Below are 17,546 nucleotides of genomic sequence, written 5' to 3' on the forward strand. Positions count from 1 at the left end.
CATGGTGTTAAATGACAGCTTTAAATTTATTGGCTGCCCAAACGATGTCCTGATTTAAAACCATTTTTATGCGCAAAAAATACAATAGATAACCCCAATAATGATAAAACGATGATACAAACAAAAAATGAGTCTATGCCTACATTTTGTAGCAGGATGCCACCTAAAATACCGCCCCCTGCAACCGCAAGATTAAACACCGTCACCAGCATGGATTGGGCAATATCTACATTTTCACTTGCGACATCTGCCAACGCAGTTTGTAGTAGGGTTGGTGCACCACCAAAAGTCATTCCCCAAAGTACGATACCTAGCATCACAAGCCAGATGTGATGACCGCTCAAGCCCATGAAAAGAGCAGCGATGGCAAAGCCTGTTAAACTGATCAGGGTTAATTTGCGTAATGATCTATCGATCCAAATCCCTGTAATCCAAATGCCGAGTATTGAAGAAAGACCAAAAATAAGAAGAATAAGATCAATATGCTCACCCAGCTGTACAGCAGACAAATAAGGTGAAATAAAGGTATAAAGTATGTTATGTGCCAAAATCCAAACAAAAATAACAGCCAAAATTGCGCCTATACCAGGGTGTACCAAGACGTTGAGAATGGATTGTTGTTTGCTTGCTGGTTGTCCTGCCAAATGAGGAAGGCTTATTTTTATCCAGATGATCAGGATTAAAGCAAGTCCTGAAATCATCCAGAAAACCCCACGCCAGCCAAACAGATTGCCCAACCCAATAGCTAAAGGCACACCCAGACATAATGCGATGGGTTGACCCACTCCAACGATTGCCATCGCTCTGCCTTGCAGATGGGCAGGAACCAGACTTCGAGCATAACCTGCCAAGATACCCCAGATAATTCCAGCAGACATTCCTGCAATAAATCGTGAAATCAGGATGACAATATAGCTGGAAGATAGCGCTGTTAGACTATTGAAGACAAACAAGCCTGTGATTGCCAATAACAATAAAGGTTTTCTTGACCAACTTCGTGTTGCAGCAACCACAGGGATCGCCGCAATGACCGATCCTAAAGCATAAACTGAAATCATTTGCCCTGCTAAAGCTTCAGACACCTCTAAGTCATGACTGATCAATGCCAATAAGCCCGCAGGTATGATTTCCGTCATAATGGTAATAAAACCTGCAACCGTAAATGCCAATAATTTCCAAATTGGTAAGCTGGGCGTAGATCGGTTCTGCTCTGATCTGTTGTTGAACTGATTCATGCGCTATACCTCTGTGTATGATTGACAGAAAGGTCATCTCGTTTAAGGAATATAGGCATCCCAAAATTTTCAAGATCAATATTCATTGTTTACTCCATGTTGTATTTATATTGGAATGATCATTCCATTTTAAGGTAAATAAAACCCTCAGCATTGCAAACTACCCAGTCGGCTAAGGGGGGAAACTAAAAATTAATACAAGGTATTTAGTGCGACTTCAGCAACATTCTCTAGATATTGCTGACGATTTTCTGCGCTACAGCCTTTGCTCAAAACGCGAATGCCTTGAATGGTATTCACGAAAAAAAGTGCTAAGGCTTGTGGAGAACTGTGTAGGGTGATTTCACCAGATTGCTTTCCTCTGATCATGAGTTGTTCCAGTGCGAGCTGTAATCGCTCAAAGTTGTACGTGACAGATTCTGCGGTCTTTTGATCGTGTCCTGCTAACTCCAAACAGGCATTGGCCATTAGGCAACCGCGATGTTGCGGATCATTTAATTCATCTTCAATGATACGAGATAGTAATTGTTGGATGATACTTTTGACTGATCCATCACTGGATAATAAATCAATATTTGATTTACTGATCAGGCGTTGATAGCGAGATAAGGCTTGTTGGTATAGCTGCTCTTTATTTTTAAAGGAACTATATAAACTGCTGCGTGAGAGTCCAGTTTCCTCAACTAAATCTTGAATTGATGTCGCTGCAAATCCTTTACGCCAGAAAACTTGCATCACCGCATTTTCAACTTCTTCAGGATCAAACTCTTTCGTACGCATAATATTAATTTATATTGGAACAATCGTTCCTAATGCTTTATACAAACAATCAATGGCTGTCTAATGATAATTCAACAGTATGGGGAGATTTGAGTTTGCTTTATTGAATTAAGCCAAGATATAAGTCAACCTGTCAAAAAAGCTCAGACACAAGAATATAATTTCTTTTAATGAATATTTTTAATTAAATCAATTGCATGAGAAAATAAATTATTTAATTATAAAAAGCTTGCAATGCCACACCTTACATTCAAAGTTTAAATAGCTTTGCGTAGGCGATGCCTCACTTTTCAGAGATGAAAAGTGACAAAAATCTTCTATTGGGCGAGGGGTACGTCCTGTACCCCCGCCCAACGGCGACATCCATGTCGCCTCACGGTAGAATCACCATCTATAATTCAAAAGTAAAAAAATCAATTGATAACCAACAGTTTCTAAAAGCACATACAAAAACATAAGTTCATTTCTGATCAATGACTTGATAGAAATCACTTGTATGAATAATTAGGGGGGTGACTATAGACATTAAAAAACCACGCTCATGAAGGGCATGGTTTTTGGTTGATTTATAACAGGTTACTGAATATTTAAACTTTAGCTTAAAACTTTTTAGTGAGTGAAAAAGTGAGGGTGGAATCAATTGGATTTGAAACTTTGGCATTGGGATTGCCATTGCTGTATTTTTGATAATATCCGTCTTTGTCCCATGCTTTGCTATAACTTAAACTGGAAGATAAGCCATAAGGCAGCGCTTTGTTAATGGCAACACTGGCATCTTGAAAGCTTGCGGCAGAAAAGTTTTTTATACGTTGATTGCCATAATGCATATTCAGCGACCAACCTTGAGCGATGGGTTGTAACCAATTCACATCTAAATAGCCTGAACCACGAGAGTGCTTATTGGAACCAATTGCTAAAGTGTCAGAATTATTGCCAAAATAATCTTGAGTATAGGTAATTGCATATTTAACACTCAGCGGACCATAGCTGATTTCTGGAATAATTTCACCATAATCAAAACGGGTATGACCTGTTTCAGCAGTGGTTTTTGCCCCAGGATAGTAGTAATAAGCGACTTTAGTACCCAGATTTAACTGACCGAAACTACGGCTATAACCAGTATAGACATCCCATTCAACATTGGCATCACGGATGAAGTCATCACTCACAGTAGAAGCCCAAGTTCCTACATAAAAACCATTGGGATGAGCATAATCAAATCCGCCTTGTACAGCAGGGTTGCCCCAGGTCTGTTGAAAACCACGTGAGATATATTGGCTGGCTACTGTCAAATTTGCACTATACGGAGACGGCGTTTCTACACCAGATTCATTGGCATGTAGGGTTTGAAAAAATAAACTCAAAGGGATGGTCAATAATAATTTTTTTCTCATTTTATTCGTCCTTGAAAGATGCGACACACTCAGTCAAAACTGAGGTGTCGCTAAAATATGAATACTTTTACACGATCGGACGTAAAGGCGCTTTGCGCACAGGTGCTGTGCCAGCTTTGTAATAACCCGCTTCAGAACGTGGCAATTTTTTGCCACGAATTTGATCTGCGATTTTTTCAGCGATCATAATCGTTGTGGCATTTAAATTTCCAGTAATGATCAGCGGCATAATCGAAGCATCAACAACGCGCAAGCCTTGTAGACCGTGTACACGACCTTGACCGTCAACCACTGCCATTTCATCTTCACCCATCTTACAACTACATGAAGGATGGTAAGCAGTTTCAGCATGGTTGCGCACGAAATCATCCAGTTCAGCATCAGTTTGCACCTGTTTTCCAGGACTGATTTCATCGCCACGATATGCATCTAATGCAGGCTGTTGCATGATTTCACGGGTGATACGAATGGCATCACGGAATTCACGCCAGTCTTGCTCAGTCGACATATAGTTGAACAGAATACTTGGATGTTCAAATGGATCTTTAGATTTCAGCTTAATTCGACCACGTGCTGGTGAGCGCATAGAACCAACATGCGCTTGGAAGCCGTGTTCTTTCACTGCATTACTGCCGTTATAGTTAATCGCAACGGGTAAGAAGTGATATTGAATATTTGGCCAGTCAAATTCATCTGAGCTGCGGATAAAACCACCTGCTTCAAACTGGTTGCTTGCGCCAATACCAGTCCCATTAAATAACCATTCAGCACCAATTGCAGGCTGGTTAAACCATTTTAAAGCGGGGTAGAGTGAAACAGGTTGCTTACATTTGTATTGTAAGTACATTTCCAAATGGTCTTGTAAGTTTTCACCGACACCCGGTAAATCATGTACAACATCGATGTCCATTGATTTAAGGAAGCTACTTTCACCAACACCCGAACGTTGCAAAATTTGTGGTGATGCGATAGCACCCGCACAAAGCAAGACCTCACGGTTTGCACGTGCTTGTGTGAGATTGGTTTTATCCGCACCGATGATATATTCCACACCAATCGCTTGCTTTTGATTAAATAAAATTTTATTGGTGGTGGCATGGGTCACGATCGTTAAATTAGGGCGACCTTTTGCCATGTCTAAATAACCACGTGCGGTACTAGAGCGACGGCCTTTTGGTGTCACGGTACGATCCATTGGACCGAAACCTTCTTGTTGATAACCATTTAAGTCATCTGTACGTGGATAGCCTGCTTGTACACCTGCTTCAACCATGGCATGGAACAAGACATTATTGCCATTTTTAGGGGTTGCCACAGATACAGGGCCATTGGCGCCGTGGTAGTCATTGCCACCAATATCACGGGTTTCAGCTTTTTTATAATATGGTAAGCAGTCTGCATAGCTCCAGTCTTCTAGCCCTTTGAGCGTCGACCAGTTATCTAAGTCCATTGCATTACCACGGATATAACACATCCCGTTAATCAATGAGGAACCACCTAAACCTTTACCACGGCCGCATTCCATACGGCGATTATTCATATGTGGTTCAGGATCAGTGAGATATGCCCAGTTGTAACGGCGTCCTTGTAGTGGGTAGGCCAACGCTGCTGGCATTTGAGTACGGAAATCTAAACGGTAGTCTGGGCCACCTGCTTCCAAGAGTAAAACAGTAACGTCTTTGTCTTCAGTTAAACGTGTTGCGAGCACATTTCCGGCAGATCCTGCGCCGATGATAATGTAGTCATATGCTTGAGTAGTCATAATTATCCTTTTTGTATTTTTTAAAAGTGCCAATGCAATCAGGTGATGACATGGCACATAGGATTGATATACGGAGAAAGTGTGAGTGCATTAAAAAATGCTTTGATACTCACCTAACTCAACTTGAACTGATTTGATACGGGTGTAATGCCCAAGTGTGGTTAAACCATTTTCACGACCGACGCCTGATTGCTTATAGCCACCCACTGGCATTTCAGCAGGGGATTCGCCCCATGTGTTGATCCAGCAAATACCTGCTTCGATTTGATGAATAATACGATGTGCTTTGGTGATGTCTTGTGTCACAACACCCGCTGCTAAACCAAAAGTGGTGTCATTGGCACGACGAATGACTTCTTCTTCAGTTTCATAACTGAGAATGCTCATGACAGGGCCAAAGATTTCTTCTTCTACAATGCGCATATCATCTTGGCAGTCACTGAAAACTGTCGGTAACACATAAGCACCTTGCGCCAATTCAGCTTCTGTCGCACGGCCACCGCCAATGAGCAGTTTGGCACCTTGTTGTTTGCCTGACTCAATGAAAGACAAGACTTTTTCCATATGCGGGAAGCTGGTGAGTGGACCAAAGTTGGTTTGCTCAGCCATTGGATCGCCGATACGGATCCGTTTTACCCGTTCTACAATAGCGGCTTCAAAATCTGCCAACAGTGCTTTTGGAACAAAGACACGTGTACCATTGGTACAGACTTGACCTGAACTAAAGAAGTTTGCCATCACCGCAATGTCTGCTGCACGATTGAGGTCAGCATCATCACAAATAATTAAAGGGGATTTACCGCCGAGTTCCATGGTCACTTCTTTGAGTGTAGAACCTGCGGCACTTGCCATAACTTTCTTGCCTGTTTCAACACCACCAGTGAAAGAAATTTTTTCAATAATTGGATGTTCAGTTAACCATTGTCCAATCTCACGGCCTGCACCTTGTACCACGTTAAATACGCCATCTGGTAGTCCAGCTTCAGTATAGATTTCAGCAAGTTTGAATACGCTCAGCGGTGTGGTTTCACTTGGTTTAAAGATCATGGCATTCCCAGCAGCTAGCGCAGGGGCAGATTTCCATAATGCGATTTGAATTGGATAGTTCCAAGCTCCGATTCCCGCGACAACACCAAGCGGTTCACGACGGGTATAGAAAAAGCTTGATTCACGAAGCGGAACTTGCTCTCCCTGAATTGCAGTCGCGAGACCTGCATAATATTCGAGTACATCAGCACCGGTGACAATATCAACGGTCGATGTTTCGCTATAGGCTTTACCTGTATCGAGGGTTTCTAAGCGAGCGAGTTCATCATTACGCTCACGTAAAATGTCGACAGCGCGACGTAAAATACGAGAACGCTCCATCGCTGTCATTGCGGCCCAAATTTTTTGACCTTGTTGTGCGCTTTGAACAGCCGCTTCAATGTCTTGTTGTGATGCTTGTTGAAGGGTTGCGATCACTTCACCGTTGGCAGGGTTAATACTGGTAAAGGTCTTACCACTGGTCGCTGCTACATAGCGACCATGGATGTACAATTGATGAACTTGTGAATCACTCATTCTGTCTCTCCTGCAAAGGTTTTTTCGCAAATTGCAATTGCGTTTTTACATAATCGTAAGCAATGGAACGTGCCAGCTGGCTGTCAAATTCATCATGACTGCTTAAACTGCCACGTAACCATAATCCGTCAATCAATGCCGCTAAACCACGAGCGGCAATGCTTGCCTGTTCTTTATCCAATAACTTGAGAAAGTGAAACTTCAAGTTTGAATACAGGCGTTGATCATTAATTTGTTGCAAGCGCCCAAGTTCGGGTAGGTGCATGCTTGCAGACCAAAAGTCTAACCAGATGCGCATGGCTTGTTTATTGACCTGACTAATATCAAAGTTAGAGTCAATAATCGCTTTAAGTTGGCTTTCTGGATGCTCGTCTGCTTCAGTTTTATTTTGGTCGGTTTTGCGACGTAAAACATTCAGCATTTCTTGCATGCAGGTATTTATTAATCCCTGTTTATCACCAAAATAGTGACTCACAATACCTGTGGATAGCTCGGCTTTCTTTGCGATTTGTGCAATGGTCATATTGGATAAGCCCACTTCATAAATCACATCAAATGCGGCGTTAATAATTTCTTCACGTCGCACATGCTCTGGTTTGACTCTACGTTTTGTCATGTATATCCACTTAAAGTGCTGAAAAGGCACTTTTTATTTAACATTACTCAATGTAGAACATCTTAGCATTTTTTTATAATACTTTTTATTGATTGAACGTTCAATCAATAAAAAGTATAATCTGCAAAAATCAATAATTTTTTGATGAGTAATAAGAAATGTAAGTGTATACATCAACATTCTGATCCATCAGGATGTTCAGTAAAAATAGTACATATCCTATTATTTTTTAAGAAAATACACCGATTGCAAGGAGCAATAGCATGGTGTCAAATAGCCATAAAGGATATTCATCCGAACGGATTCGATTAAATTTATTTGTGTTTGGAAGTTCTGCAATCAGTATCGGTATTTTTGGCCTATTGTTTGTTTTATTTCCAGAAAGAAGTCAGTTTTGGCTAACCTATGTGCAAGAGCAGGCCAATCAACTCTTTGGTTGGTATTACATGCTGGTGATTGTGGCATGTCTGGGTTTTGTCGGATGGTTGGCTTTTTCACGTGCTGGACAACTTCCACTTGGAAAAGATGGTGATAAACCTGAGTTTGGTTACTTGGCTTGGGTGTCTATGCTGTTTTCAGCAGGTATCGGTATTGCCTTACTGTATTATGGTGTTGCTGAACCTGTCGATCATTTCTTAAGACCACCTGAAGGCGAGGGCGGCACAATCCAAGCTGCCAGAGATGCCATGATGTATAGCTTTTTACATTGGGGTATACATGGCTGGGTGCTCTATGCCTTATTGGGTGTCACCTTGGGCTATTTTGCCTTTCGCTTAGATTTACCTCTGGCTTTACGTTCTGCGCTTTATCCAATTTTTGGCGATCGGATCTATGGTTTGATCGGCGACTTTGTGGATGGCTTTGGGATTTTAGCCACGGTGATTTCTTTGGTCACCAATCTAGGCATTGGTGCACTGGTGTTGGTTTCGGGCATTAGTTATTTAGTCCCAGCCATTCCCGACAACAATGTAACTCTGATCGCAGTGGTATTGGTGATGATGTCTGTTGCGACAATCACCACGGTGGTGGGGATTGAAAAAGGACTGGCTTGGCTTTCACGGATTAACTTACGTTTACTCTATGCGTTATTGTTATTTGTGTTCTTAACAGGGCCCACCAATCATTTACTGAATGGTTTGGTACAGAATGTGGGTGACTATCTCAACCATTTTGTTGCGAAAAGCTTTGATGTGTATTTATACAATCCACAAGCAAAAGGCTGGCTCGGTTCTTGGACGGTGTTTTATTGGGCTTGGTGGATTGCTTGGGCACCTTTCGTTGGGATGTTTATTGCGCGTATTTCAAAAGGGCGCACCATTCGTGAAGTGGTCTTGGGTGTGTGTCTGATCCCTTTAGGCTTTACTTTGGCTTGGATTTCCATTTTCGGAAATACTGCAATTGATTTAATTTTGACTCAAAAACAAAAAGTTTTGGGCGATATGGTTCTTACCGATCCAGCTTTGTCTTTGTTTAAGTTGCTCGAATATTTACCTTTTAATCCTTATGTGGCTGGGATTGTTGTGGTGATTTGTTTTGTACTGTTCTTGACCCCAGTGGGTTCTGGTACGCTGATGATTGCAAATCTGTCTACAAAAGGCGGAAGCAATGAAAGTGATTCACCGATTTGGTTGCGAATTTTCTGGTCTGTGGTGATTACGATTGTCAGTATTGGTTTACTGTTAGCAGGTAGTTTTCATTCGATGCAAAGTGCCGTGGTGCTATGTGGTTTACCATTCTCGGTGATTATTTTGCTGTATATGTTTGGTTTAACCAAAGCAATTAATCAGGACTTAGCCAGCCCGCAACCACCACAAGCCATCAACAAAACGACTGATTCTTCTGAACTCGTCAAATAATAAGATCCACAGATCAACATGAGGATTTAATACACAATTAGGTTGATGCTAGTGCAGGATGAAATGAGATCAGTGATTTTGGCGCAATAGCAAAAGTTGATTGCGCCTGTTAAATAGAAGAAATTCCTCTAGGCAGTATGGAGTTTGCTTATTGCCTAGAGGAAGTCAGTTAAACCGGATTAAAACTTATATTTAAGTCCTAAATTATAGTTACGGCCTTCGCCCCATGTATACGTGCTATACCAGCTAAAAATCGTATAATATTTTTCATCTAAAAGATTGTTTACATTAAAAGAAACAGATAGTTGATCATTGACTTCATAGTTTGCCATTGCATCAAATAGCCAATAATCAGACACCACATGTTTAACAGGATCTTTATACATTGGATTGGTGACATCGCCCCAAGTCTTATCTTGCCAACGTGCACCACCACCAATGGTTAAACCATCCACCCATTGATTGAGCTTATAACTGGTATAAAGGCTAAATTCATTTTCAGGGGTCAAAGTGCTCTGCTTTATCCCATCTTGTTTAGAGATTTTATGATTAAAGCCAGCATGTAAATTCCAACCTGGGCGAATTTCACCGGTAACTTCGAGTTCAGCCCCTTTGGTTTTGACACCTTGTAGCGCTTCAGACGCGACACCACCAGATGGTGTAAGGACGTTTGGAATCTCTTTTGCAAAATTGTCTTGTTTGAGTTGGTAATATGCCAAGCTTGCATTTAAGCGACCATCAAAAAATTCACCTTTGATTCCAGCTTCGTAGTTTTCTCCCTCAAGTGGATCAAGTGTTTTACCGTTTGGATTTTGTGCAGATTGAGGTTTAAATATGGTGCTGTAGCTTGCATAAACTGAGTATTGGTCATTTAAATCATAAACCGCACCGACATAAGGTATAAAGATACCTGACTCTTTCGTCTCTTCTGACTTATAGTTTGCAATACGTCCACCCAAAATGACTTTTAAATCATCATGTAAATTCAAACGGGAAGTGAGATAAAATCCATTCTGCTTGGTGGTTTCATTGTTTGACCAATGATTACCTTTTTGCCAATCAGGCTCCGCAACGTTCCCGTTCCATTGATAATATTGATCTACACTGGTTTTATAACCAGTTGGTGCACTATAACCATTATTTTTCCAAGTGCTTTCAGAAATGCTTGCACCGACAACCAGCTCGTGTTCACGGCCAAAAAGTTGAAATGGACCTGTTGCATAGATGTCTGCAGCATCACTTTTGGTTTCGCCTTTATAGTTTCCAGCCCACATTGAAACACCAGTGCCAGTCGATGGATTTGGATGACCACCAGCCGCTGCGCCTAATTGTGCATCATAGCCATTGATTTGATGATTTAACTGGATTTTTGCGACCCAATCATTATCAAATTTATGCTCTAAGGTTGAGAAAATGGTTCGGGTATATTGCTCCCAATTACTCCAATTTGCACCATTGTTAAAGCCACGCGGCATTTTATTGAATTGGCCCGCCGAATTATAAATCGGGATACCGCCCCACGTTGATCCCTTAGGTTTATTGTCTTGATAATCTGCGCCTACAGTCAGTAGGGTATTGTCGGTTAAATCTGCTTCTAATATGCCGTAGAACACAGGGGTTTTGCGTTCATAGCGATCTAATTGAGATTCTTTGTCTTGATATGCAGCAACTCCACGCGCACGAATACTGCCCGTTTCGTTAAGTGGACCACTTAAATCAATTTGGCCGCGGTAGTTATTCCATGTGCCTAGACCAAGAGAAACATTTCCTTGGAAATCTTTGGTTGGTTTTTTACGAATGAGATTAATGGTTGCACCAGGATCACCCACCCCAGTTAAAAGCCCCGTTGCTCCTTTTAAAACTTCGATACGATCATAAATCGCCATATCACTCAGGGTATTTCCTGCTGAGTAGGCCGAATCACGATTCATCGGGATCCCATCGTACTGGAAGTTTTGTATTGCAAAACCACGGGAGTAATATTCTGTCCGTTCACTGTCATAGGTCACCACACTAACACCCGGGGTATGCCGCATAACATCATCGATAGAGTTGAGATTAAAATCATCCATTTCTTGGCGAGTAATCACACTAATCGTTTGTGGGGTTTCTTTGGGTTTTAAAACCAAACGCGTTGCTGTGGCAATTGAACCCGGAGTATAGACACCACTGTTTTCTGTAATTTCACCCAATTGGTTTGCTGTAAACTTGAGTGTTGGCAATGCGAGAGGTTCTGCATTATTTTGAGTCGTCTCTTCAGCAGCATGCAAAAGGGTAGTAGCAGCTACAGAAGTGAGACCTAACATGATCATTTGAATCATTTTTGACAGGTATTTTTTGTCTGTCATTTGCATTCTTGTTGATGACATCGAAAGCGGCCTTATAAGATGTGAGGAGTACGCTTATAATGTCGTTTGAGATTTAAAAAAGGATCAAACAAATTTATCCCTGTCATTTTGAGATAACATTGGCTCATCTGTTAAGGCGGGTAGATTGGTTTTAAGTTTTGCACTTGGCTAGAGAAAAACAACCTTGGTAATCTTATTTTCAGCAATTATATCACCATGTTTTCGCGGTAGTTATAATTAGTCATCATGAAAAAATGTTGTAGTGGATTCGCTTTGGATCTTTAAGCAGACCATGATGTATAGCTATGCAACACAGCCTGAGCAATGAATAATAAAAAAGACTCGGATCGCGAGATCCGAGTCGGCTGCTGTCAATTGTGTTCAATCATCATTGAGTTAGGCCATAATAAAGCCAGAGCATCAACCTCAAGAATTGATTTCCATTTCAAATACTCCCCCGAAATAACCGTCTTAAGAACAGTGAGATGGGGTTATTTAAATCGGGTAATGGCTTGATTTAAACAGGCATATCTAGATCATCAAATGTTTCTAGCGTTTTACCTTGTTCTAGATGTTTTTGATAATATGCGACTCGGCTCAGATCTAATGTTGAGCTGGACATACCGACATTCCAATAGCCCGCTACACGAATATCATCTTTACTCAAATGACTGTGTTGGGTAAACAGCTTACGTATTGCTCTTGCTTCATTACGTTCACAGGCTGCCCAAACGCTTATATCTTCACGATCTTTAAACTGCTCGGCAACTTTAAGTAGCATGCCCAATTTACCCGCTTGCTGTGGTTTTTCCCGATGGAGTAAATGCATATTTACACTACTATGTTTTGGCAAATCATCAATAATATTGGCTTCACAACTTTCGATATAAATCTCTCCATGAATCCCCGTTTGCCAATGCTGTAAAATTGAATAAACGGCAGGAATGGCGGTTTCGTCAGCAAACATCACCACGCGTTTGGCTGGGGTAAAATTGGGGAGAAAGTGCGGTCTTGGACCAGTAAGTTGAATTTTAGTGCCAATTTTTGCTGAATCTAGCCAAAGCATTGCTGGACTTGGGTCAGCATGTAGAACAAAGTCTATTTCAATTTGGCGGGTACTTGGATCAAAGCAACGCACGGTATATACACGTGATATGGGTAAGCCGTCTGCTTGTTGAAGTACTTCTAAACGAATGGCAAGGTTGGGTGTTGTCCATAAGTCTGGCTGTGTTGTATTGATTTCCCCCCGGATACGTACAATTGAAGGAAAAGGATGAGATATCGCCGTTATCGTCATCTCAATGACTTCCAGATTCCGCATATGATCATCTTGTTTCAGTATCGCTTTTGGGTCTGATACTGTTTTTTTGTCTGAAACCGTTTTTTTGTCTGGTACTATTTTTTGATCTGATGTCGTTTGTTGTTGGCTATTCATTATTAAGTCTACCTATATTTATTAAGCAATAAACCACAATTGCCTTTCTTTCAGTGCTGAGCGGATCGAGAAGATCTGCATAGCGTTAAATGTAAAATATAATCATTATCATTTAAAGAGCATTTATGTTTAAATTACTTGTATTTTAATTTTAGCAATTGATTTATTGCGGAGAGAGGTAAGATTGTGAGGCGTTGTAGTATTGATCAGGCTAATGGTTTATTTTAATTACATGAAAAATATATTAATTTTAATCTTATAATTTTCTATATAGTTAAATCACCTAATTATTTCATACAAGTGATTTGCATCAAGTCATTGAGCATAAATGAAGCTTATGTTTTTGTATGAACTTTTAAAAATTGTTGGTTATCAATTCATTTTTGTACTTTTGAATCATAGCTGGTGATCCTACCGTGAGGCGACATGGATGTCGCCGTTGGGCGGGGGTACAGGACGTACCCCTCGCCCAATAGAAGATTTTTGTCACTTTTCATCTCTGAAAAGTGAGGCATCGCCTACGCAAAGGGATTTAAACTTTGAATGTAAGATGTGGCAGTGTAAGCTTTTATATAATTAAACAATATTATTTCATCATATGTTTGATTTAATTAAAAATATTAATTAAGAGAAATTATATTATTGTGTCTGATTTTTTTTGACAGGTTGACTATATTTACCGTGCATTTTCTGTCGTTGGCCTTAAAAATTAGTCTTAGATCGATTCACTTATTATTTTTTATACAGAGCAACTTTATAGCCTTAAACATCGGAGCAAAACGGCACTGTACTACAAGTTGTGCAATAAAATATCTAAGTTCATTGAGCCTAAAGTAATTTTAAAAAATACGCGCGATGCTGACTTTGTTCAGGCAATAACTCCAGTACCCGTTGTATTGCATCATTACGTTCAGGAAGACGACTAATAATTTTTAAAAGTGGGTCAATATCCTGAATTTGATAAATCAGATGACTTAAACGCGCATCGAAACAATCACGCCATGTGGTCAAGAAAGGGCTTTCTGATTTGGCCAAAAAACTACCTTTGTAGAGGGAAAATGTACTAGCGAGAAAACCTGCATTGAGGGACTGTTCAGCTCTGGTAAAGTCGGTTTGAATCTCACAAACTAACTTATAAGGGCGCGATAAAATACAGTTGGGAAGTAAGGTACGTAATTGTGACATTTCTGCTTTTAAGGTTTTTTCACTAATGTCCCGATCACCGTATAACGCATAGTGCAGTTCATCTAGGTTAATACCCTCTGGGTGTAACACAAGAATGCATAAAATTTCAATTTGTCGATGGGTCAAAGTTAAAAGCTGTTGGTTAAATTGAACTTTGGGTGTACCAAAAACTTTGAGGTAAAGCATGTTTTTTTGTTCAAATTGAATCGCACGTTGAACCAACTCTGCACAGCGTTCTACAGCCAATACACCCAGTGAAGTATGCTTCTTGTACTTGGTCGATAAATTAATCACACCATGAAATTGTCCAGATACAGGGTCAACAATCGGCGCGGCATAACAAACCCAATCCTGTACACTGTTCATCTGATTTTCATGTGAATAAACACAGCTAGAGAGATGATTATTTAAGGCTAAACCAATTGCATTTGTACCGACAGCCTGTGTTGACCAATGTCCACCTTCGACAAAATGCACTTGCTCAGCAGAGGAGAGCATAGCACGACTGCTCCATGTCCAAAGTAATGTGCCATGATGATCTGTGATCCCAATTGCCATTTCAGAATCATCTGCAATTTTTAGTAAATCCGCATAATTATGTTGAAGAGAACGACGAAACAGTGAAGGTTCTGGTTCTGGAGGTAAAGCGAGAAGTGGCGCAGCAGTGACGGATTCGATATTGACAAAATGTGTGGTCTGTAAACGAAGCGCTTGTGGCTGTAATTGATTCAATAGCTTCATATCATATTCCTTTATGATGAATGGTTATGCCATTAATACCTTGTATTCTTTGTCACTGTGTCTGGTGATTTTAGTTGAGGATCACACCAGATTTTGAGCTATATTCAAACAAATAGTGTTCTAAAAATAATCATCTTTATTCATTTGTCTCACTTTAGAAGCTAATGTTTCACTTTGAAATGAGTTTTCTGCTCACAAATGTTAAATAAAGTTACCAATAAAAAGACAGCGTATTCTTTTTAGTACTCATTGTTTAATGTTTAGGCGTCCATATTCACTTTAACACTGAATCATCCTAAATTTCTGTGGCAATAATTTCTGTGGCAATGTTTTCCCGTGTAAACGGCTTGGGTACAGGTTCGCCCTTGTATTGACGATCAGCAAAATAGCTGGAACGAACCATTGGCGCACTCCATATATTTTTAAACCCTAATAACTCACCATGTGCTTGATAATGTTCAAACTCTTTCAAAGAAACAAAACGATGTATTGGGGCATGAGATTTAGATGGCTGTAAGTATTGACCTATGGTGACATAGTCTACCTGATAGTCACTGAGGTCATTCAGCAACACAATAACTTCTGCTTCGACTTCACCCAATCCCACCATCAAGCCACATTTCGTTGCGATGTCTGGGCGTAAATGCTTAAACCGTTTTAACAGTTCCAGTGAATGTTGATAATCTGAACCCGGACGCATTGCACGGTACAAACGAGGGACCGTTTCAATATTATGATTAAATACATCTGGCGGGGTTTCGCTCAGAATGTTGAGGGCAACTTCTAATCTGCCCCGAAAATCAGGGACTAAAATCTCAATCAGCGTATCTGGGCTACTTTTACGGATTTCTCGAATACATGCAGCAAAGTGTTGTGCTCCACCGTCAAGAAGATCATCACGGTCTACTGAGGTAATCACCACATAGTTTAAATTTAGATTTTTAACGGTTTCTGCTAAATGTTTCGGTTCATCAGCATCTAAAATATTGGGACGTCCATGGGCCACATCACAAAATGGGCATCGACGGGTACAAATATCTCCCATAATCATAAAGGTCGCTGTTCCACCACCAAAGCATTGTGGCAAATTGGGGCACGCGGCTTCTTCACATATGGTATGTAGTTTTTGTTGACGTAATAAATTTTTAATACGTTGCACCTCTTCAGGCTGGCTGATCTTGGCGCGAATCCATTCAGGCTTTTGTGGGATCTGTTCAGTGCTGATAATTTTTACTGGAATACGTGCCAATTTATCTGCACCACGTAGTTTTTGTCCCGTGGTAACTGAAACTTTTAAATCCATTTTAAATAGTCCATTAAATAAAATAATTTAATATAAAATGACATTTTTATCTATGCTGTCAAATATATTTAAAATATTTATCAATATAATAAAAGAGTGCAAAATATTAATATTATAAAATAAAGGTTGGTTAAAGGTTTGATTTTTTAAGTTTTTGAAAATTATAAAAATTTACAAATATTTTTTGCTTTATAACGTACTGTTTTTAATATTTTTATTGTGTTTTATAAAGAAATATTTTTTTAGTCTAATATTAATTTTGAATGAAATAATTTTATATAAATATACGAATTTTAAACACCAGTGTTTATTTTTAAATATATGGTTTTTACTTTTAACTGTGAACATGAAGGAATAAGTATATGCAATTAACGGAAGAGCAATTGCTAGCAGCATACAGACGGATGCGAGATATTCGTGAGTTTGAGGATCGACTTCACGATGAAAATAATACAGGTGATATTCCCGGATTTATCCATCTTTACAGTGGTGAAGAAGCGGTAGCCGTTGGGATTTGTGAAAATTTGACCGACAAGGATTTTATTACCTCAACCCATCGTGGTCACGGTCACTGCATTGCCAAAGGATGTGATATTCACGGCATGATGTTGGAAATTTTTGGTAAAGACGATGGTTTGTGCCGCGGCAAAGGCGGTTCAATGCATATTGCTGATTTAGACAAAGGTATGTTGGGAGCCAACGGTATTGTTGGTGGTGGGCCGCCTTTGGCAATTGGTGCTGCGTTAACCGCAAAAACCTTAAAGACGGGTGGAATTGGTCTGTCATTTACTGGGGATGGTGGTTCTAACCAAGGTTTGACCTTTGAAGCGATGAATATGGCTGTGGTTTTAAAACTCCCAGTGATTTTTGTTTTTGAAAATAATGGTTTTGGTGAAGGTACTGCGCATGATTATGCAGTCGGAAGCAAAGACATTGCAGGTCGTGCTGCGGCTTTTGGTATGCCTGCTGAAAAAGTAGATGGGACAGATTTCTTTGCTGTGTATGAGGTCGCCCAAAAAGCTATTGAACGTGCACGTCGTGGTGAAGGCCCAAGTGTGATTGAAACCATTACCAATCGTTTTTATGGACACTTTGAAGGTGATCCAGGACTAATTCGTTCAAAAGAAGAGCTCGATTATGTCAAAGAGCATAAAGATCCGTTGAAAATTTTCCGTGAAAAAGTCAAAGGCAAGATTGCTGAAACCACGCTGGATGCAATTGATGTTGAATCAAAAGCCAATGTCGATGCTGCTGTCGCAAAAGCACGTGCTGCCAATTATCCAGAACTTTCTCAACTTCTTACCGACGTTTATGTCTCTTACTAAAGG

Annotated in this window: 12 protein-coding genes; 2 read left to right on the forward strand and 10 right to left on the reverse strand. The window is 40.2% G+C overall.

Annotated features, from left to right (window positions below; translation table 11 throughout):
* Positions 1-26: 26 nt before the first annotated feature.
* From L3V46_RS05175 to betI, 6 genes are all read right to left on the reverse strand, one after another.
* Positions 27-1,235 carry an MFS transporter gene (locus L3V46_RS05175; protein ID WP_239045115.1) on the reverse strand — a complete coding sequence of 403 codons (1,209 nt, stop codon included), beginning with the start codon at positions 1,233-1,235 and terminating at the stop codon, positions 27-29.
* Positions 1,236-1,427: 192 nt separating this feature from the next.
* On the reverse strand, positions 1,428-2,015 hold the full coding sequence (locus L3V46_RS05180; protein ID WP_004823436.1) for a TetR/AcrR family transcriptional regulator: 588 nt from the start codon (positions 2,013-2,015) through the stop codon (positions 1,428-1,430).
* A gap of 599 nt (positions 2,016-2,614) precedes the next feature.
* Entirely contained in the window at positions 2,615-3,409 is a 795-nt protein-coding gene (locus L3V46_RS05185) for a TorF family putative porin (RefSeq protein ID WP_004717580.1), read from the reverse strand.
* A 67-nt stretch (positions 3,410-3,476) separates the two neighbouring features.
* Entirely contained in the window at positions 3,477-5,171 is a 1,695-nt protein-coding gene (gene betA, locus L3V46_RS05190; protein ID WP_004717579.1) for a choline dehydrogenase, read from the reverse strand.
* A 90-nt stretch (positions 5,172-5,261) separates the two neighbouring features.
* The gene (betB, locus tag L3V46_RS05195; RefSeq protein WP_004717577.1) at positions 5,262-6,734 is read right to left on the reverse strand and encodes a betaine-aldehyde dehydrogenase; all 1,473 of its coding nucleotides are present in this window, start codon (positions 6,732-6,734) and stop codon (positions 5,262-5,264) included.
* Positions 6,727-7,350, reverse strand: a complete 624-nt coding sequence (gene betI, locus L3V46_RS05200; protein ID WP_004717575.1) for a transcriptional regulator BetI — start codon at positions 7,348-7,350, stop codon at positions 6,727-6,729. Before betI ends, betB begins: the two co-directional genes overlap by 8 nt.
* A gap of 263 nt (positions 7,351-7,613) precedes the next feature.
* Here betI and L3V46_RS05205 point away from each other — a divergent pair, with 263 nt between their 5' ends.
* Positions 7,614-9,206 (forward strand): BCCT family transporter, encoded by a 1,593-nt coding sequence (locus L3V46_RS05205; RefSeq protein WP_004717570.1) that lies wholly within the window; start codon positions 7,614-7,616, stop codon positions 9,204-9,206.
* A gap of 179 nt (positions 9,207-9,385) precedes the next feature.
* On the opposite strand, the gene L3V46_RS05210 is transcribed toward L3V46_RS05205, so the two are convergent.
* The 4 genes from L3V46_RS05210 to lipA form a co-directional block, all read right to left on the reverse strand.
* A complete protein-coding gene (locus L3V46_RS05210) occupies positions 9,386-11,554 on the reverse strand; it encodes a TonB-dependent siderophore receptor (protein ID WP_239045116.1) in 2,169 nt (722 codons plus the stop codon).
* A 517-nt stretch (positions 11,555-12,071) separates the two neighbouring features.
* Positions 12,072-12,989 (reverse strand): siderophore-interacting protein, encoded by a 918-nt coding sequence (locus L3V46_RS05215; protein WP_275424472.1) that lies wholly within the window; start codon positions 12,987-12,989, stop codon positions 12,072-12,074.
* Positions 12,990-13,817: 828 nt separating this feature from the next.
* Positions 13,818-14,915 carry a helix-turn-helix domain-containing protein gene (locus L3V46_RS05220; protein ID WP_004823428.1) on the reverse strand — a complete coding sequence of 366 codons (1,098 nt, stop codon included), beginning with the start codon at positions 14,913-14,915 and terminating at the stop codon, positions 13,818-13,820.
* 295 nt (positions 14,916-15,210) lie between these two features.
* On the reverse strand, positions 15,211-16,218 hold the full coding sequence (gene lipA, locus L3V46_RS05225; protein WP_239045117.1) for a lipoyl synthase: 1,008 nt from the start codon (positions 16,216-16,218) through the stop codon (positions 15,211-15,213).
* Positions 16,219-16,580: 362 nt separating this feature from the next.
* Here lipA and L3V46_RS05230 point away from each other — a divergent pair, with 362 nt between their 5' ends.
* Positions 16,581-17,543 carry a thiamine pyrophosphate-dependent dehydrogenase E1 component subunit alpha gene (locus tag L3V46_RS05230; RefSeq protein ID WP_004823426.1) on the forward strand — a complete coding sequence of 321 codons (963 nt, stop codon included), beginning with the start codon at positions 16,581-16,583 and terminating at the stop codon, positions 17,541-17,543.
* Positions 17,544-17,546: the final 3 nt, after the last annotated feature.

This window comes from Acinetobacter sp. AG3 (genome assembly GCF_022343575.1).
Classification (GTDB): domain Bacteria; phylum Pseudomonadota; class Gammaproteobacteria; order Pseudomonadales; family Moraxellaceae; genus Acinetobacter; species Acinetobacter guillouiae.